This is a genomic window from Streptomyces sp. NPDC090994, from assembly GCF_044768905.1.
Lineage (GTDB): Bacteria > Actinomycetota > Actinomycetes > Streptomycetales > Streptomycetaceae > Streptomyces.
Map to the genome: position 1 here is coordinate 59,952 of NZ_JBIVWS010000014.1, position 19,120 is coordinate 79,071.

At 69.6% G+C, this 19,120-nt stretch carries 12 protein-coding genes; 8 read left to right on the forward strand and 4 right to left on the reverse strand.

The genetic code is table 11. From position 1 onward, the window contains the following. Window positions 1-16: 16 nt before the first annotated feature. Window positions 17-919 (reverse strand): hypothetical protein, encoded by a 903-nt coding sequence (locus ACIQR3_RS25795; protein WP_403542881.1) that lies wholly within the window; start codon window positions 917-919, stop codon window positions 17-19. Window positions 920-1,769: 850 nt separating this feature from the next. Here ACIQR3_RS25795 and ACIQR3_RS25800 point away from each other — a divergent pair. Together ACIQR3_RS25800 and ACIQR3_RS25805 are read left to right on the forward strand one after the other, a co-directional pair. After that, window positions 1,770-2,861 carry an AAA family ATPase gene (locus ACIQR3_RS25800; protein ID WP_403542883.1) on the forward strand — a complete coding sequence of 364 codons (1,092 nt, stop codon included), beginning with the start codon at window positions 1,770-1,772 and terminating at the stop codon, window positions 2,859-2,861. Further along, window positions 2,858-4,072 carry a hypothetical protein gene (locus ACIQR3_RS25805; RefSeq protein WP_403542885.1) on the forward strand — a complete coding sequence of 405 codons (1,215 nt, stop codon included), beginning with the start codon at window positions 2,858-2,860 and terminating at the stop codon, window positions 4,070-4,072. Before ACIQR3_RS25800 ends, ACIQR3_RS25805 begins: the two co-directional genes overlap by 4 nt. A 177-nt stretch (window positions 4,073-4,249) precedes the next feature. Here ACIQR3_RS25805 and ACIQR3_RS25810 read toward each other — a convergent pair whose 3' ends face one another. After that, window positions 4,250-5,500, reverse strand: a complete 1,251-nt coding sequence (locus ACIQR3_RS25810; protein WP_403542886.1) for a Fic family protein — start codon at window positions 5,498-5,500, stop codon at window positions 4,250-4,252. A gap of 2,089 nt (window positions 5,501-7,589) precedes the next feature. Here ACIQR3_RS25810 and ACIQR3_RS25815 point away from each other — a divergent pair. Genes ACIQR3_RS25815 through ACIQR3_RS25825 form a run of 3 tightly spaced genes read left to right on the forward strand, consistent with a single transcriptional unit; the run spans window position 7,590 to window position 11,454 of the window. Next, entirely contained in the window at window positions 7,590-8,795 is a 1,206-nt protein-coding gene (locus ACIQR3_RS25815; RefSeq protein WP_403542887.1) for a hypothetical protein, read from the forward strand. Window positions 8,796-8,809: 14 nt separating this feature from the next. Beyond that, window positions 8,810-9,856, forward strand: a complete 1,047-nt coding sequence (locus tag ACIQR3_RS25820; RefSeq protein ID WP_403543059.1) for a bifunctional DNA primase/polymerase — start codon at window positions 8,810-8,812, stop codon at window positions 9,854-9,856. Then, complete coding sequence (locus ACIQR3_RS25825) at window positions 9,853-11,454, forward strand: hypothetical protein (RefSeq protein WP_403542889.1); 1,602 nt, start codon at window positions 9,853-9,855, stop codon at window positions 11,452-11,454. Before ACIQR3_RS25820 ends, ACIQR3_RS25825 begins: the two co-directional genes overlap by 4 nt. 882 nt (window positions 11,455-12,336) lie before the next feature. Here ACIQR3_RS25825 and ACIQR3_RS25830 read toward each other — a convergent pair. Together ACIQR3_RS25830 and ACIQR3_RS25835 are read right to left on the reverse strand one after the other, a co-directional pair. After that, complete coding sequence (locus tag ACIQR3_RS25830; protein WP_403542890.1) at window positions 12,337-13,377, reverse strand: hypothetical protein; 1,041 nt, start codon at window positions 13,375-13,377, stop codon at window positions 12,337-12,339. After that, window positions 13,374-16,172 (reverse strand): DEAD/DEAH box helicase, encoded by a 2,799-nt coding sequence (locus ACIQR3_RS25835; protein WP_403542892.1) that lies wholly within the window; start codon window positions 16,170-16,172, stop codon window positions 13,374-13,376. The genes ACIQR3_RS25830 and ACIQR3_RS25835 overlap by 4 nt, the downstream gene beginning before the upstream one ends. 326 nt (window positions 16,173-16,498) lie before the next feature. Between ACIQR3_RS25835 and ACIQR3_RS25840 the strand changes: the two genes are divergently transcribed. The 3 genes from ACIQR3_RS25840 to ACIQR3_RS25850 all read left to right on the forward strand — a co-directional run bounded on the left by ACIQR3_RS25840 (window position 16,499) and on the right by ACIQR3_RS25850 (window position 19,118). Beyond that, complete coding sequence (locus tag ACIQR3_RS25840; protein WP_403543061.1) at window positions 16,499-17,341, forward strand: SDR family oxidoreductase; 843 nt, start codon at window positions 16,499-16,501, stop codon at window positions 17,339-17,341. Window positions 17,342-17,522: 181 nt separating this feature from the next. Further along, the gene (locus ACIQR3_RS25845) at window positions 17,523-18,416 is read left to right on the forward strand and encodes a carbon-nitrogen hydrolase family protein (RefSeq protein WP_403542894.1); all 894 of its coding nucleotides are present in this window, start codon (window positions 17,523-17,525) and stop codon (window positions 18,414-18,416) included. A gap of 165 nt (window positions 18,417-18,581) precedes the next feature. Further along, window positions 18,582-19,118, forward strand: coding sequence for a GNAT family N-acetyltransferase (locus tag ACIQR3_RS25850; protein WP_403542896.1), 537 nt, complete (start codon window positions 18,582-18,584; stop codon window positions 19,116-19,118). Window positions 19,119-19,120: the final 2 nt, after the last annotated feature.

The window sequence follows — 19,120 nt, forward strand, 5'->3', positions numbered from 1 at the left end:
ACCGAACGGCGTGCCGTCATCCACTTGCCGGCGCAGGGGATACGCCGTGCGCCCGGTCGCACGCGTCGCGGGCGAGGAGGACAAGCGCGCGCTCCCGGACCAGGTCGTCATGGACTCCCGGGTCGCCGGGCGGCAGCAGTTCCAGCGCCCGGTCGATGGTGGCCAGGGCCTCACCGAAGCACCGCATCTCCCGCAGGACGCCGGCCTCCCGGAACAGCGCCACAGCGTCGGTGCGCCCCCTGAACGGCGGACGAGACAAAATGCCCAGCATGTGCTGGTGACGCTGGGGCAGTCCATCGCCGAGCCACAACCCGTGCAGCAGAGTGTGAAGGACCTTCACGTCGTCGCCGGCGTCGGCCAGGACTTCCTCCATGATCTGCAGCCCCTGCGGCTTCGACTGGCCGAGCAGCGCGAACGCGAACAGCGCGTGACTGAAGACGTCCCAGGGACCGCGGTGAGCTCGCAGCACCTCTTCCAGCGCGACCCGTCGAAAGTCGTAGCGCAGCGCGAGCCCCAGAAGATGGATACGGGTGCGGGCGGTCACGGCGTCGCCTGCAAGGGCAGCAGCACGGGGGATCTCCTCGCTCACGCGGCGGCCGTCGCGCCGCGCCTGCCAGGCCACGTCGGCGAGGAACGCCGCCGACTCCTGCCACGTGGTCCGGGCGACACGCATCCAGTGCTCGGCCCGCGCCGTGAACACCATGTCCGGGGCATCGCAGACATCGACCTGAGCCAGTGCGAGGACGCCCGGACGCAGCTGCGGAACGTGCACGGCCTCCTCCAGCAGAGGCAGGACCCCCGGCTCGCTCAGCAGTTGACGTGCCTGGGCAAGGCGTGCGAGACGGGCGGCCGGCGGATGCCGAACGAAGGCGAGGACGCCCTCGGGCAGTACGGGCGAGGTTGGAACAGCGACAGTCATCGAGACGCTCCTGGGTCGAGAACAACAGCAGGTGAAGGAGCGAGCGCCCCTTCACCTGCTACAGGTGCTGATCTCGGCCACGGTGTGACACCCGGCAGCGCACTTTCTCGTGCCGGCGCGAGACGTTCCCCTTGAGCTCTCACGCCCACCGCCGTGGCGCCGACCCTGTACCGGGTGCACGGAAGACCCCGAGGACCTGCTCGGCCGCCCTTCGGTCCTACTCCTGGTCCACGTCGCCTACGACTTTCAGGCGCAGTCTCTTGGTGGACCACTTCCACGGACGGTGCGGAAATTCGAGGTGACCGGCGAAGCTCACGCGACAGCATCGGCCGGTAAGGCGCTTCGTCGCAGCTGACCGTTCCTCACACACTGAATTGCACGGCTCACCTGCCAGCGCACACCCTGAATCGAGACGGAACGTCTCGCCCAAGCCTAGCGTCCAGCCACCTTCTCGATCGTCAAGAGATGGCAAAGTGCCCTCTGACCTGCGAGTTTCACAAAATCACATACATCACTCACTTACTCACTCAGACACTCACCCTTGATGCCCCGCAGCTCCATAAATGCCTTTCTTCCGAATTAACCGCACACGCAAATGGAATGCGGGTCAGCAAATTAATTGAGTTCCTGCGTCTTTAGGGGCTAGAAATAAGGAAGGCAAAGAATGATCTTGATGGTCTCAACACGCCGAGCGACACGTCGATGTGACGTGACGTGACACACGCTCGCTGCCCCGTGTATGGTCACGCCCGAGCATGAAGGGACACGCGGGCCGATTGCGGATCAGAGCATCCACTGTGGGCTAGCCAGCGCGTGGTTCTCGTGACCATCTCGCGACGGCGGAGAAGCCTTGGAACTTTACGAGTACAACGAACTGCAGAGTCGACTCGACGCGATCGCCGAGTTCGACGACATGTCGGATGACGCCATGCTTGCGGCGCTCGTTGAGCAACTGCGCCCCTACCTGCGGAACGTCATCGGCTCCACCATCGGCAAGGGTGGTGAAGGAAAGACCACCTTGGCCACCAACTTGGCCTACATGTTGGCCGAGGAGCAAGCGAACCGCGACAGCCAAGGGAAGTCCGCCCTGCCGGTCCTCTACATGGAGATCGATGCCAACGGAGACGGAAGGACTGATCTGGGCCTAGACGCAACGGTCTTCAACGATCACGGGAAGGCCCTCCGTGATGCGATCACCAACGACGGTCCCTTGAAGGTCGTCAAGAACGTTCGACCGTTCCTGGATGCAACGATCTCGGGTAGGCACTGCTCCGATATCACCGGTCGCATCAACAAGCTCGCCGACACTCATGCCATCGCCGCCTATCTCCTACTGGCTCTTCTTCTGGCGCAGATCTCCCACCTGTACCGCTGGATCGTGCTCGACTTCGCCCCGGGCGACAAAGCCATCCAGCGAGCCGGCCTGGCAGCATCCACCCATCTCGTCTCGCCCATTCACAACACGGACAATGCCGCTCTGCGGGGCCTGTCCACTGTCACACGCCTCATTCGCGCCAACCGGCGTCTCAACCCGGAGGCACAGCTCACTGCGATCGCCTTCCTGGGTTTCCGGAAGGTTAAGGGCGAGCCGACCACGGAGCTGACCAACGTTCGTGCCAAGATCGAGAAGTTGCTTACAGATGCTGGCATGGATCCTGGACTGATTCTGGACGAGTACGTACGCGATGCTCGCTCCATCGCTACCTTGTGCCGCAACCACGGCCGCCCCGCCCGCGAGTTCGCACTGGCGGCCACCGGGCAACTTCGTGACGAGCAGGGCGAGTTGGTACCCCGACCTCGAGACGAAAACGGGCGCTACGTGGATGCACAGTTGTCCGTCAACCTCGCGGACGACTACTCGAAACTGGCACGAGGGGTGATCACCCGGGTGCGCCAGCGCAACGCAGAACTCCGTGAGAAGCAGATGCAGGGAGCGTCATGAGCAAGTCCACCGCTGGCACGGCGGGTACTGGAACCGGACCCAAGGCCAACGCCAAACGGGGTGAACAGGCGGACAAGAAGGAGCACCTCATCGTTCCCGACCTGAACCTCGGGGGCGACGACGATGACGAAGACGAGGACGACTTCCGCCCGGTCCGTGCCTTCGTGCCTCCGACGACGGCGAAGTCGACCGCTGCTAAGGCTGTTGTTCCTCCGCAGCAGGGCGAAGAGCCGGAGCGCAGCCCTGTTGCGGGCGAGCCTGACCCTTCGCCCACTGCTAGCCGCGTTCCCGTGTCGCCGACGCCGACGCCTGGTCCCGCCGCTTTCCACGGTGAACCTGGCCTCTCTGCGGCGGACTCCGCTGAGGATGGGCGAGTGGCGTTGCACGGGTCGGGAGAGCCGAGCGGTGGATCAGTAGGTGAACCCTCTTCCCTAGAGGGCGCCTCCGTTCGGCCCGCAGCCGAGGTTCAGGAAGCTCCCGCCGAGCGAACGGCGGAACTGGCCAGAGTTGACCGGCATGCGGCGCCGGCCTTGCGCACCTCGGCTTCCTTGTCCGGGCTCCCCGCCCGGCGGCCTGGTCGACGAAGGCCCGCCGAACCGTTCAACCCGGACGAACCGCGCCAGCGCAATGAGCAAGCGATGCTTGAGTTGTCACAGCAGGCACCGGGCTACGCCTCGCTGTTGACCGTGTACAGCGCGTCTCAGCTGAACGCCGTGCCCTTCGAGAACCGCAACATCAATCTCTACGGCCTCACGGCAGACCAGGTCGGCACTCAGCGCACCGCCGACATGGCTCTGTTGAAAATGTTGACGTTCCAGCGACCGAAGCTGACTCCGGCGCACTACGTCGATGCCGCCCTGGAACCGGTGCTGAAGCCGCTCGATCCGGATGGCATCGACATGGAAGCAATGGAGGACGAGCGGGACTACGTGTGGCAACTCGCCCAGAAGGGTCTCGCGTACCGCAGGTACATCCTCAGTGACCCCGAGAGCGCCAACATGGACAACTACCGGCCCGTGTGCTCCTTGCGCAAGGATGTCAACGCTCGCCTCACTCGCATGATGGACCTCATGGACTCAATCCAGGGGATCCAGGCGAAGCCCTTCGAGATCGTCAGTGCCTGCCTTGCTGAGTACGTTGCCAGCTTGCCGGGAGAACGCACGCACCTGTCGGAGTTCTTCCAGAAGCACCTGGTCACGACGATTCAGTAAGCAGCGAACCCGGCCCGCCTGTCTCCCTCTCGGCCCCCTATCCCTGTCCGTGGGATAGGGGGCCGAGAGCCTACCGGCGCACCGCCGAAGCGCACCATGAGTCCCACCAGGCAGACATTCAGCTACACAGAGTCACTTTTCCCTTTAACCGGGACCGCACCGGGTTAAAGGAAACCGTCACACCCACGCGTCGAGCTCGGGAAGGTCCCACTTTGTGTACGTCAGCCGGCGCTCGGCGCCGTTGATCAAGTCGAGCACGTCGGTGGCCAAGTAGGCACGCGTCCCCCGCTCCACCTCCTTCACCTGCACGACCCCGGCTCCAGCCAGCTCCTCCAGGGCGTTCGAGGCTGAAACGAAGGAGATGCCGAGCAACGACTGCGTAGCCCTCGCGGTCACAATCGGCACGCCAGGGAGCTGCTCCATCAACCGCACAACTGCAGCTCCCTTCCGAGGCTGTCCACGGAGTCCTTGGCCCTCCCTGTAATGGGCAAGTTTCGCGTACCAGGCCCTCCGCATCTGGCTTAGCTCATCGGTGAAGCGCCGAGCCTCTGCGACGGCATCGCGGGTAGCCGCCAGGAACACACGAATCCAAGCATCAACTCCAGCGGCCGCGGCGGAGCTGTCAGGCTCACCCACGTAGCGGAACGCGTTGAGGCCGGCGATGTACTCGCGAGCATGAGCCAAGAGAGACATGGAGATCGGCAGGACATGTCCAACCGCGAGGCCTTGCCTGGCGAGTGCCGTGTGAATCAGGGCTCTACCGGTTCGACCGTTGCCATCGTTGTAGGGGTGGATCGTTTCGAACTGCGCGTGAACAAGGGCGGCCTGGACAAGAGGCAGCGGGTGATCTTCAGAGATGAAGGCGGCGAGATCGTCCATGAGAGGACCTACCGCGTCAGGGGTGGGTGGCACATACTCCGCTCCGTGCGGCCCGTAAGCGTTGCCTCCTACCCAGTTCTGAACGGTCCTTAGAAACCCCGATGACTCGTCTTGCTCTGTTTCCACCATCAGGGCGGCTTGCAGGCCGTTGATGTCGTCAACCGTCACTGCCTCGGTCTCGGACAGCGCAGTGACGGCACGGCGCAGAGCCAGAACGTTGTTGACAACCTCGCGTGCGCTGTCGCTGATACCGCGGTGGGTGCGCTGATCATCGCCGGCCTTGGTCGCAAGCATCAACTCAAGGTGAGCGATTGCTCGGGCGGAAGCCACCACGCCTTCGATGCGCGAGGACGCCACCGCCTCCGACCGGAGAAGGAAACGGGCCAGAGACTCCAGATGAGGGCTGGTCGGCGCGGCGTCGTTGAAGGCACGAACCAGCCGGTCCACTTCGGCAACCTCTGCAGCAAGTTCGGCTGACAGACGGAGCTGGCGCCCCCGAAGTAGATCCGGCTCGTACGCGGCGAACGTCCGGAGGTCCTGCTCCTCCACACCAGGCATCACGCCAGGCTGTGACGGCCAGGGCCGTTCCGAAAACCTTGCCACTAGACACGCTCCAAAGGTTCAGCCTCAAGCAGATCCATTTAAGGATAGTGTGTGCCCCGTGATGTTTGGTGTGATGCATGGGGTGGTTCCGGAGAGTGGGGCTCGCGCTCTTCTCGCCGGACGCCGTCCTGTGAAGACTCTGGACTCACACGCTTCGGGCCGGCACGAGGCACGCCATGCCTCGGCAGGGTCAACGCTGGGACCGTCGCCACGGTCGCACCGTCCTCAGGCTCGGGGCGAAAGCGAAAAGGCGACCCAGCGGGTCGCCTCACCGGGTGACTTCGCCAAGTCACCCATCACCACCGCTCGGGGTCGCCACCCTGAGCATTTCCGTGTCTGCCACATCGAGCCGACTTCGTCGGCGTCACTTGCAGCCTGCGGTGCCACCCGCATGCCGCAAGGGGAGGAGAAGCCAACGGCAACCTGACCTGACCCTTCCGCCCTCAAGCGGATCTCAACTCACCCCCGCTGACCAGGAATTCTCCGTCCATCGGTCGAGCGGTCGGTCGCGTTGTGCCTTCATCCCTATGCAGTTCTGGAGCAGATCATAGCCGCCAGCCATAGGGCTAGTCCCGTATTGCCAAAAAGAGCCTCGAACGAGTCTCCCCCGGACGATGCCCAAATCGGTAAAAAAAGGACATTCGAGGGTGGTCGATGGACGTCGACTCATCCTCGGTGGCAAAACACATCCCGTTCCTCCGACAACGAAGGGCTTCCCGAACCGCTGGTACTGCGCCAGAAGATGAGGCAGCGGCTCTCAAGCGCTCTCGATGCTCTGCTATCAGACCGAGCCGTCTGCCAGCGCCCACTGGCCGAGGTATTGGGTGCCACGGTCCTGTTGGCGAAGTCGCCGGCGGGAGAGTCACGGTTGGAGCTGCGCGCGGGGGAGCTGGCCCGGTGGTTGGGGGTGTCGAAGTCCTACGTCGATCATCGGGTGCTGCCTGGGCTGCGTGGTTCTGGCGCCGTGGCGACAGAGGTCGTGACGAAGACGGTGGACGGGGTACGTCGGGTTGATGGTCTTCGTTGGGAGCTACTTCCACTGACTGCCGCTCAAGCCCGTGGCAATCCGCAGGCTCTGGTGCTGAAGAAGCGGGAGCTGGCCGTCTTGTTGGCGTTGTGCGAGGCGCTGTTTGCGCCGGGTTGGGCGCCGGTGGGGAAGCGGGAGACGCCTGCGGGTCTGCTTGGTGCCCGGCGGGGTCGCGGGGCGGCGGCGGAGCGGCTGGCGTTGCTGCGGTTGGTGCTAGCTGCCCGGTCGGATGGTCGGGTACGGCTGGTGGGTGGGGCGGTGGCGGCCGGGCGTGATCGTGCGGATGCGACGGTTGCGCGGCTGTTGGGGTGCTCCCTGGCGGAGGCGGCCCGGGTGGTTGACGGGCTGATCCAGCAGGGGTTGTTGGAGGTGCGGGGCCGGGGTGTGCCTGGTGCCCGGATCCGGATGGTGGTGCCGGCGGTGGCGGCCGCCCACGGTCGGAGTGCCGGGGCGGAGCTGCGGGTCGTGCCCGATCCGGCCGAGGCCCAGCGGGCTGAGGACGTCTCCCCGGGTCAGGTTCGAGTCTGCGTGCACTGCGCTTCGGGGTTGGACGAAGCGGGGCCGGAGGAGCCGGGGGAGGGGTGGGTCCAGGAGGGGTTCTTCGCGGTTGTGGACGGCGGCTGGGACGACGGAGGTGATGGTGCACTCAGGGGTCAGGAGGCTACCGAGGTTCTCCGGACTGACTCGGAGAACGCTTCTGACCTGGGGGAATGCGAGGATCGAGAAGGCATCGAGGTCTCCGGGGCGGAGACTGGTGGTGCGCTGCTCCACGCCCACCACGCGCCGGTGGTTACTCATGGTGGTTCTGGTGCGGCTTCGTCTTGCTTTTCCGGCGAAGCCGCATCGGGGTTCCCACCGTTGCCGGAGCGCGCGGACGGGCGCGAGACCGCGTCCGGATCGGGGTCGGGGCGGATCGGCGTGGTCGACGAGCCGGGTGGCCGGGGTGGCCCGCTTCGCGGGGAACAGCAGGCGGATCGAGCGGGGGAGTGCCAGACGGCTCGTGAGCCGGTGGTCGCGAGGCCCGTGCCGATGCGGTGGTCGCTGCCGCGGGGCCTGGAGCGGGTTCTGGACCCGGTCCGGCTGGAGTGGGCCCGCATCGGGCATGCCGGGGGGCGCGCCCGGGTGCGGGTGGCGCTCCAGGCCGAGTTGCGGCGGTTGGCCGGAATCGTGGGTTCGGAGCAGGCGCCGGTGGTGCTGGCCGAGCGGTTGGAGCGACGGCTTGCTGCTCAGCACGGTGAGCGGGTGCGTGAGCCGGTCGGCTGGCTGCTGGCGCGGGGTCTGCCGCAGCGGGCGGAGTGCTACGCGACGGCGTGCGACGACCAGGTGCGGATGGACACCGGGCTGGTGTGCCCGAGCTGCGAGCTGCTGATCGGGGACCGCCGGGCGCTGCGGCACCAGGTCGGTCGGGCCGTCGCCGCCGAGCTGCCCGGCCTGACGCCGGCCGAGGCCCGGGCGGAGGTTGAGCGGCGGCTGAGCCGGGAGGTAGCGCAGCGGGCCGCGCGGGACGCTGTCCGGCGCGAGCAGGCTGCGGCGGAGCGGGCGCGCCGCGAGGTGGTCTGGGCGCAGCAGCGCGAAGAGCTCGAGTCGGCGAAGGCCGAGTTGGCGGCACGGCCGTGCGAGGAGTGCGGGGTGCCGGAGGCAGGTGGTCTGTGCCTGGTGTGCTCGCAGAACCGCACGGCCCGTGCGGCTGTGGAGCAGGCGGCACAGGTCGCGGCCGCGGTGAGCGGGCCGGTGCAGGACCTGGGCGTGGTGGCCGAGCGGTTGGCCGCGTGCCGGGGCCGGCTGGAGGACGAAGTCGGCCGGGCGGCCGGGCGGTTGCGGCGTGAGGGTATGCCGGAGGCCGCGGTGGCCTGGGAGGCGCGCACCCTCGCCGAGCAGTTGCTGCGGCAGGAGCGGGCCCGCGCGATGGACGCTCTGCTGGCCTCGGAAGAGGCCCGGGCGGAGGCGGAACGGGTCTTCGCCGTCGAGCGGGCTCGGCGCGGCGGTGAGGAGCAGGCCCGTGCGGCGGCCGAGGAGGCGCGGCAGCGCTGCGCGGAGCTCCTTCTCGCCCAGCGGCTCGGCCAGATCCGGGTTGCCCAGCGGCCCCCGGCTTCGGAGGAGGTCGGTGGATGGCGGCAGCGGCTGGCGGCTCTGGCGGCGCGTCCGCTGCACGACGAAATCCGCGTGCCGCAGCCAGCGGCGGGCGGGTGCCGGGAGGCGGTGGGCGCGGCGTGAACGGGGGACTGGAGATGGCGCTGCGGTGCGCTGAGCGGGGGTGGTGGGTGCACCCGCTGCTGCCCGGGTCGAAGCGTCCGGCGGGCAACTGCCGCCGGTGCCGGCCGCCGTCGGCCGGGGCGCGCCCGGAGTGCGGCTTCCCTGATGCGGCCGGGTGTGCGTGCCGTGAGGCCGGGCGGTACTGCCACGGGGTGCGGGCGGCAACGCGGGAGCGGGAGCTGATCCACCGCTGGTGGCGAGGCCAAGACTTCGGTGTCGGCGTGGCCGCGGGGCCGTCCGGCCTGGTGGTGCTCGACCTCGACGACCACGACCGTCCGCCGCCGGAGCAGGCGCTGTTGCTGCCGGGCGTCGACCTGACGCAGCACCCGGACACGGATCTGGGCCGGGTGCGGAGCGGGGTGGACGTGCTGGAGTTGCTGTGCCGGGTGCGGCGGGCGGCCAGCTTGCTGGAGACCCCGGCGACGCTGACCGTGCAGACCCCGTCCGGCGGGATCCACCTGTGGTACCGGGCCGGGGAGACGAGCCGGTACGTGCAGGGCGCGGGACGGCTCGGCTGGCAGGTCGACGTCCGGGCCGGCTGGTCCACCGTGGTCGCGCCCGGCACCGTCACCGCGGCTGGCCGCTACCGGATGGTCGGGCACCAGGAGCGGCCGGCACGGCTGCCGCGCTGGGTCGCGCTGGAGCTGGACCGCGTCGGACTGCGCCACCGCGATGCGGCCCTCGGCCCGCCCCGCCGAGTCCGGCTTCCCCATCCCGCCCGCGACAGCGGTACGCGGGACGCCTCCGCGTACGCCGCCGCGGCGCTGCGCGGCGAACTCGAGGCCGTGGCATCGGCCCGCGCCGGCCGCAACGACACGATCAACCGCGCCGGGTTCCGGCTCGGTCAGCTGGTCGGCGCCGGGCTGTTGAAGCACGACCAGGTCCACCAGGCGCTCACCGACGCCGCCGCCCAGGCCGGGGTCGACCCCGGCGAGGCCAAAGCCCAGTCCACCCTCCGCCGCGCACTTCAGGCGGGCATGTGCTCGCCGCGCACCATCCCGAGCCCGGGAGCACGGTCATGAACCACCCCCTCACCTCCCGCGCCGCGCTGCCCTCCCCGGCCCGAGAACCCCAACCCGCAGACCCGGCCGGCGCGGCTGGCGCGGGCGGCGCGGGCGGGCCGGACGGAGCACGGCCCGCGGAGCGGGAGGCGAAGCTGTCGCAGGCCGACATCCTGCTGCACCTGGGCATGGACCAGTACCAGCTGGTGCGCCACGACCAGACCGCGTACGCCGTCCCCCTCGACGGCCCGCCGATCGCGCGCCCGCTGCGCGCCAAGGGCGGCTTCGGCGGCACCGGCTCCCTGCGCCAACTCCTCAACCGCTCCTACGTCCTGCGCACCGGAAGATCCCCGTCCCAGGGCTGCCTGACCGACGCGATCGCCTCCATGGACGCCCTCGCCCTGGACGCTGAGGAACAGCCGGTCTGCCTGCGGATCGCCCCCGACCCGGCCGACGACCAGGCGACCTGGCTCGACCTGGGCCGCTCCGACGGACTCAGCGTGCTGATCGAGCCGGGCACCTGGTCGGTGACCACCCCGCCCATCGGCGAGGGCCCGCTGTGGCGGCGCACCCGGCTGACCGGCGAACTCCCGATGCCCGAACGCGATCCGGGCGGCTGGCAGGCCGGACTCGGTCTGCTGCGTGAGCTGTCCGCGCTGGCGGAGCCGTCCTGGCGGATGGCGGTCGCTTGGCTGCTGGCCGGACTGCGCCCGGACATGCCCCGCCCGATCGCGTACTTCAACGGGGAGCGCGGCACCGCCAAGACCACCTCCGCCCGGCAGCTGCTGCGCGTACTCGACGGGATCCGCGCCGAGGTCCGCAACGTCCCGCGCAGCGAGGACGACGGTGCGGTGGCCGCGTCCGCCGGGTGGACCATGGGGCTGGACAACCTCGCCGGCATCCCCCAGTGGCTGTCGGACTTCCTGTGCCGGGCGGTCACCGGGGCCTCCGTTGCCAAGCGCGAGGTCTACACCGACGACGACGTCACCTCCTGGGCCTACCAGCGCCCGGTCCTGCTGACCGGCATCGACGTCGGCGCCCTCCAGCCCGACCTCGCCGAACGCCTGCTCCCCTTCACCCTGGAGGCCATTGACCCCAAGGCCCGGCGCAGCGAGCACGAGCTGTGGCGCCGCTACCGCGCCGCCCACGGCCGCATCCTCGGCGGCCTGCTCGACCTGGCGGCCGCGGTGTGGGCGCGCCTGCCCGACGCGGCCGACCAGCTCGACCAGAAGCCGCGGATGGCCGACTGGGCCGAACTGCTGTGGGCACTCGACGCGGTCACCGGCTGGGACACCCTGTCCACCTACACCGGCTCCCAGGACGCGGTCACCGACGACGTCATCGACGCCGACCCGGTCGCCACCGCCCTCACCCGCTGGTCCGCCACCGCCGGCAGCACCGAGTGGCGGGCCACCACCGGCCAGATCGACGAAGTGCTGCGACCACCCGGGCCCATCCCCGAGACCTGGCCCAAGACCACCGCCCTGCTCTCCGCCCGCCTGACCTCCCTCGCGCCCGCCCTGCGTCAACGCGGCATCGACATCCGCAAGCTGCCCCGCACCAGCGCCACCCGCGGCTTCCTCATCACCCTTAGCCCGGACCCCGGACCACCTGCCTGACCTCACGCCTCCGTACGGCCGCGAACCAGCCCCCACACCGTCAACGAACCCGCCGCCACCCGAGACGCGCGGGCCTTCAGCACGTCCCGGACACCTCCGGGAGACCGGCCCGCGCGAACCGAAGGCACCTTCTGGGACTTCAGCCTGCCTTCCCGGCCGCTGCGCGCTGGACCGGGCCCGTTGTCGACGGCCGACGGGTTGCCGGCAGACGGCCTCGCCCGCGCAGCGATGACGCGGTGCTGACGCTTCCCATGACGCACCCGGTACCCGGCCCTTACCGGCGCCGGCCTGGAGGTTTCCCTCCCACCAACCGGCCCTGTGACGCTATGACGCTCCAGCTCCCCATCTCTCTGAAGAGAAGAAGGAGGAGGGAAGAAATAGAGGCATGGTGCGCCAGAGCGTCATCAGCGTCCGCCTCCCGATCAACCGGACGGCAAAGAAGCAGGTCAACGCGGAGGTTGAGGGAACGGGGGCAGCGTCATTCGGTAGCGTCACCGGTCCGAGCCCACGCGTCACCGCCCTAGCCGGCGGACTCAGGTGCCGGCCCACCGCCTGGCCACCGACGAAGGCCATCGCCCCGGTCCCGAGCAGCTCCTGCAAGTGAGCCTCGCCCGTGGAACCGCAGGCTTGGGGGCACGGCGCCGCCGTCGGCCACGAGGTCATCAGCGACGCTGGTGTCGGGACCGGCTCTTCGCCCGGGGCACAGCGCGCCGTCGAGTACGGGGCCCTGCGGCGTGCCTGTGCGGCAGTTCGGTTTCGGCCCTCACCGCAAGCCGCCTCTGGCCGCCGGGAAGCCGGTTGGGTGACCACCAACTCCCCTCCGCGCCCCGGACGGCCTTTGCCCGGCAGAGCCACCCCGAGAGGTCACCCACCGCGGCGGGGTCAGCCGTTGAGGCCCCAGTCGCGGACGGCCTGGGCCAGTTCCGCCTTGGTCATGCCCGTGGCCTCCTGGAGTTCTCTGAGCCGCTGCTGCAGTGGAATCTGGGGGAGCTGGGGCGAGACCGGTGAACCGCCGCCCGGGTCGGCCTCCGCGAAGATGTCCGCCGGCCGTGCCGTCGCCGTGGTGACGCCTTCGGTCAGCGTGCGCAGAAGAGAGTGAGCCCGCCGGGCCGTGTCGCCGACGAGCCCGGCAAGGCTGTAGTCGGCGAAACCGCCGACGGCGCGGACCACGGGGACGGCCGGCTGGTCGGGAGGGCTCGCGACCGGTGGGAGGGGCGGGCGAGTGGCCTGTTCCCTGTCGTGGAAGGCGATGTGGGCGGAGGTGACCGGCGGAAGCGACGCGTGCCTGTGATCGTGGTGCTGGAGGCTGGGGTGGTCGGGGTCCTGGAGGCCGGCGAAGAAGTCGACCGGGGGGCGGCCGCGGAGCAGGAGAAGGACGAGGGGCATCGCGTCGAGGCAGCGCGCGACCTGGATCAGGGCTGTGGCGGCGTGCTTGCACAGGGCGCTGCGGCTGGAACAGCCGCATGAGGCGCGGCACTGGCCGAGGTCCGGCAGGAGGCGGAGGCCGTTGCGGGCACCTGCGACAACGAGCTCTTGGAGGACGTCCTCAGCCGGCAGGCGCGCGAGCCGGTCGACCAGGTGGCGGGTGATCACGGTGAGGTCGCACCACTGCCCGTGGTCCAGGACCGGGATGTGGATCGTCGGGTTGGGCTGGGGTACGTACGTGCGCGGGGCCGGGGCGGTACCGGTGGTCTCGTTGATCCAGCACCGGATGATGCCGGGCTCGATCACCAGGTGCGTCACGGCGGCGGTCCGGGCATAGGCGCGGGCGCGGCCGAACGGGCTCTTCGCGGTGCCCCTGGCCTGGGGCGAGAGCGCTTCCAGCCAGAGGCGGCCGCCGGCGCCTTCGCACAGTTCGTCCCCCGGGAGCGGGGCGAAGGGGGCGAACCGCATCCGGTAGGGGTTGTGGTCGGTGTGGGTCATCCACTGCTCCTGAGCGCGATCAGGTCGAAGAGCTCCTCGTCGTTCAGCTCGGTCAGTCCGCTGCTCACGTCAGAGAGGACGGAGTCGGCGAGGTCCTTCTTCGCGGCCAGGAGCTCGGCGATCCGCTCTTCGACAGTGCCCTCGCTGATCAGGCTGTGGACCTGGACGGGATGGCGGGTGCCGATGCGGTAGGCGCGGTCGGCGGCTTGGCCCATCACCGCGGGGTTCCACCACTGGTCAAGGAAGACGACGTGCTGGGCGCGGGTGAGGGTCAGGCCGGTGCCAGCGGCCCGCAGCGACAGCAGGAACACCTTGAAGTCGCCGCTCTGGAAGGCGTCCACGAGAGCGGGCCGGCCAGCCACCGGCGTGCCGCCGTGCAGGATGCGGTGATCGATGTGCTGCTGACCGAGGCGGGCGGAGACCAAGCGGGCCATCTCGACGTACTGCGTGAAGACCAGCACCGACTGCTGCTCGGCGAGCATGACGCTCAACAGGTCCTCGAAGAGGTCGAACTTTCCCGAACGGCCGGCCAGCCGCGGGGTGTCGGCCTCCTTCAGGTACTGGGCCGGATGGTTGCAGATCTGCCGCAACGAGGTGAGGAGCTTGAGGACCAGGCCGCGGCGGGCGATGCCCTCAGCGGCTTCGATCTTGGCCATCGTCTCGCGGACCACCGCCTCGTACAGCACCGCCTGCTCGCGGGTCAGGCGCGCGAACTCAGACGTCTCGGTCTTGGGCGGTAGCTCCGGCGCGATGCCGGGATCGCTCTTGCGCCGGCGCAGCACGAACGGCCGGATCAGCGTGGCGAGTTCGGCGGTGGCAGCCGGGTCACGGCGCGCCTCGATCGGCTTCGCGAAGCGGGTCCGGAACGCCTTGAGCGGTCCGAGGAGCCCGGGGGTGGCCCAGTCCAATACCGACCACAGTTCGGAGAGGTTGTTCTCGACCGGTGTGCCGGTGAGCGCGACGCGGCCGCGGGAGGGGATCTTCCGCAGGGCGCGGGCCGTGGACGAGGCGGCATTCTTCACGTGCTGGGCCTCATCCAGGACGACCAGCGACCAGTCCACCCCCGCGAGCCGGTCGGCATCCAGCCGGGCCGTGCCGTAGGTGGTCAGGACGAAGCCGGCGTCGTCGAGGCCGGCCGGCGTGCGGCCCGGGCCGTGGAAGCGGCGTACGCCCGTCGCGGGAGCGAACCTGCTGACCTCCCGTTCCCAGTTGCCCAAAAGGCTGGCCGGGCAGACCACCAGAGTCGGACCGCGAGTCGCGCCGGTCTCCTGCCGGGTCAGGTGCAGTGCGATCAGGGTGATGGTCTTGCCCAGCCCCATGTCATCGGCGAGACAGCAGCCGAGCCCGTTCGAGGTGAGCTGCTGCATCCACGACAAACCGTGCCGCTGGTAGGGGCGCAGCGTGCCGGCCAACTCCTTGGGAGGCACCGTCTCGGGGGCCGGGCTGGTGAGTACCGTGCGCAGGGTGGCGAGCCACCCTGCCGGCTCCACCTCGATCACCTCGCCGTCCACTTCCGTCCGACCGGTCAGCGCCGCCGCGACGGCGTCGAAGGCGGCGAGGTCGGCGATCTTCCGGCGGCGGGCCCTGCGCAGGACAGCCGCGTCGACACGGACCCACTGGTCGCGTAGCCGCACGAAGGGCCGCTTCGCCTCGGCCAGCCGGTCCATCTCACCCTCGGTGAGGTCCCCGTCCTTCCCGAGCGCCGCCTGCCATCGGAAACCCAGCAGCGCGTCCGGACCCAGCCGGCCCGACGGGGAGGTCCCCGGCATCTTCGGTCCCAGAACGGCCCGCATCGTCAGGGAGCGGACCAGATCGCGGGGCCAGTGCACCGCGCAGCCCGCGGCGATCAGGTCGTCCACCGCGTCATCGAAAAGGTCGTCGACTTCCTCGGCACGTACCTCCAGAGCGTCCGGCACGCCTGCGTCCAGCAGGCGCCCCAGCGGCGACCAGGCGCGCGTGGCGCCGCGGAGAGCGACCAGTGTGCCCTCCTTCCGGGCCGCGTCCGAGGACCCTGGCGGCGCCGGGCGACGCCACAGCGCGCCGGCGTCCACCAGGTCGCGGGGCGGGTCGACGTCCTGCACCTGGACCACGGCCCGCACACCGGTGTCGCCGATGTCCTCGATCTCCAGGCGCAGGGAGATCTGCACACTGACCGGCGCCCCCGCAGGACGGGCCTGTGCCCCCAGCGTCAGGTGCGGAACGTGCTGCGGAGCGCGGGCCGCGTACGCACCCGATCCGCCAGGAGCGCGCGCGAAGGAGTCGGCAGCCGCGTCGAGGAACGCGTCGAGCAAGAACGAGCGCTCGCAAACCGACAGCGGATAGCTGTTCGCGCCGAACGGCAGGGCACGGGCCTGCGCAGGCATCCCCTCTGCCAGGGCATCGAAGTACTCCTGCTCGTCCGGCAGACGAGCCGCGCTGCGCCAGGTGTCGAAGCCCGCGGCCGTGACGTCCGGGCAGAGCCGGCCGCGCGCCAGCAGCTGGAGGGCGAACAAGGAGGCTGCCCCCCAGAACTGGCAACTCGCGTCCCCCTCACTGTCGAGACGGCTGCGCGCGAGTACCGGCAGTGCGGCGTCGATGGGCATCCACCAGTACGGTGCCCGGGCCGAGCGGACCCCGTCACGGCGGGCCCGCACCACCGTCGTCTCCCGCTCCCCGAGCACGGCGCCCTCGGGAACGGTCACCTTCTCCGGCGCCCCCATCGACGCCACGGGCCTGAAGAACACCATCCGGCCCGAACGCGGAGGATCGGCAGGGTCGAACGCCGCCGCGTACTCGATCAGGCGGTAACGACCCACAGCAGGTGAACTCCCCTCAACCACCACACCCTCACCCGAAGGGCACACGACGAAGCGGAGTTTGCCGGACGCTCCGGCCCTGGGAGGGCGAAACGCAGTCGGAAAAACCCGATCGAGTGAAAGGGCGCGATGACGCCCCTGTCCGCACTGCAGCGGCAGGTCCACTACCTCCACGAGACGGCACCTCGGACGCCGGTGTTCAAGACGACAAGATGCCTGGCGAAGCGACGGCCGGCGGGCCGCTGCAGTCTGCTGCCAGAATCCCCATCAGGCACTTTATGCGGTTGCGCCCCAAGACGGACTTTATTGTCCTAGCGTGGGATGACGTGACGGTATTGATTGTGGGCGGCAGCGGATTCCTGGGCGCTGAACTGGCCCGCCAGGGACGTTCAGCGGGCCTGGAGACGGCCGCCACCTTCCACTCGCACCCCGGCGAGAGCACCGGTGTGTCGTGGCACCGCCTCGACCTGCGCGACCCTGCGAACCTTCGGGAGGTCCTGGATGCCGTCAGCCCCAGAGCGGTCATCAACGCGAGCAGCGGCGGAGCCGAGTGGGCAGTCACGGCCGAGGGCGGGATGCGCCTGGCTCAAGCCGCGGCACAACGGGGCATCAAGCTGATCCACGTCTCGAGCGACGCCGTGTTCTCCGGTCTCAGAAACGGCCCCTACGACGAAACGCGTTCACCCGACCCAGTAACGCCGTACGGAGCGGCGAAGGCAGCAGCCGAGACGGCCGTGCGGCTCCTGAGCGCGGGCGCTGCCGTCGCCCGGACCTCGCTGATCATCGGCGATGGCCGGTCCGAGCACGAACGCCTGGTGCACGCCCTGGCCGCCGGAACACGGGACGGCGCCCTGTACACAGACGACGTCCGATGCCCGATCCACGTCGGCGACCTGGCCGCAGCCCTGTGGGAACTCACCGTGTCCGACACAGCCGGCGTCTTTCACCTCGCCGGCCCGGACGCCGTCACCCGCCACGAACTCGGCACCCTCATCGCGCAGCGAGACGACCTTGACCCCTCGTTGCTGCCTACAGGCCGCCGTGCCGACAGCGGCCTCCCCGGCGGGCTCGACGTACGACTCGACAGCCGCGCCACCCAGCAGAAATTGCGCACCCGACTCCGCGGCGCCCGCGAGTTCCTGAGCGGGAGCAGCCCGGAGCAGACCTGACGGGCGTGCGTTCCGGCGCTGTGAAGAGGGGGCGGGCCCCTGCGAGGCGGCCTTTCAGCGGCTGCGCGAGAGAACGAACGCTGGCTGGCCCTGCCGGCGAACCGGACAGGAATCACGCGGATTCGGCCGGGCCCACCGGACCTTCAGGCTGCGGGGGCTGGGATGCCGTAGCTTCCTCGCCATGGCGAGGACATTGCGGCTGGCTGTCGCGCAGAGCACTGTGCCGGAGGATCCCACCGACCGAGGCGCGCTGCGAGCAGCCGGGCAGGAGATCCGGGCCCTGATGGCTGAGGCCGCCGACGCGGGCGCGCGCCTGGTGCAGTTCCCCGAGGGAGCGATCACCTACCCCAGCAAGCACGTGATGGCGGCCGGCCCCGACGGCGAGTTGTCCCCGGCCGACTGGAACCGTGCCGCCTGGGACGTACTGCGCGAAGAAGCCGAGTCGATCGCCGCGCTGGCGGGAGAACTACGGCTGTGGACGGCGTTCGGGTCGATCCACCCGCTCACACCGCCGAACCGACCCCACAACAGCCTCTTCATCGTCTCCGACCGCGGCCAGCTAGTCGCGCGCTACGACAAGCGCTTCCTGTCACACACCGAGGTCTCCTACCTGTACACCCCGGGGCGTAAGCCTGTGGTCTTCGAGGTGGACGGCATTCGCATCGGATGCGCGCTATGCGTCGAGGCGAACTTCCCGCCGCTCTTCGCCGAGTACGAACGCCTGGACGTCGACTGCGTCCTGCTCTCCGTGATGGTCGACGACGCGCCGCGGGCCCGGATCGCCCAAGCCTACGGAACTCTCTACAGCTACTGGCTCGGCTACTCCATCCCAGCCCAGTTCAGCACCACGGTGCCGTCCGGAATCGTGGCCCCCGGCGGCCGGTGGCTAGCGCAGTGCCCCGCCGACGGGCAACCCGCTGTGGCGGTCGCGGACATCAATCTCGACTCGACCGACCCGGACATCGACGTGGCCCTCCGCTACGCCCGACCCTGGCGCCGTTCGGCACAGAACGGGCTCTACGACGACCGTCGGGTAACAGGGGATCCGCGAAGCGACACCCACACCGCTTTCTGAGACCGCCGCCCTGTCCTCCAGAGCCTATCGGCGCCGGGCCACGCCGTCCCGCCCCTGCGATTGCCGCAGCCTCCTCACCCGAGTCCGCACCGTGGTCGGTCGGCAACTGCGCGGCGCCGGACACAGTGATGCGCTGGACGCCCGCGGCACGGCACCATCGACACCATGACCTCGCTGTTCCAGGCCGCCCCAGAATGGACGCTCACCGCCGTCCCCTACGGCAGCCCTGACGCCCGCGTCCTCGTCCAGGCCCTCCACCAGGAGCAGCTGGCCACCTACGGCACGGCCGACGACCCCGAAGCCACCGAGGACGCGGAATTCGACGCTCCCGACGGCCTGTTCCTCGTCGCCCGGCTCGGGGACGGGCCGGCACTGGCCTGCGGGGGCTGGCGCACCCTCAACTCCTCGGCCGCCGAGATCAAGCGGATGTACGTGCTGCCGTCCGCTCGCGGACAGGGACTCGGGCGCCGGATCCTCGCCGCTCTGGAACAAGACGTGCTCGGCCGCGGTCCCACCGAGATCCTGCTGGAGACCGGTATACGCAACGTTGCCGCTCTCGGCCTGTACACCGCATGCGGCTACGAGCCGGTCCGCTCGTACGTCCCCGGCCGCGACCCCGAGATCAACCGGGCACTCAGGAAGGTCATCCGGCAGAAGCCGGCGTCCCATTCCCACACCGGCCTGCTCATGGAGCCCGGCTGAGG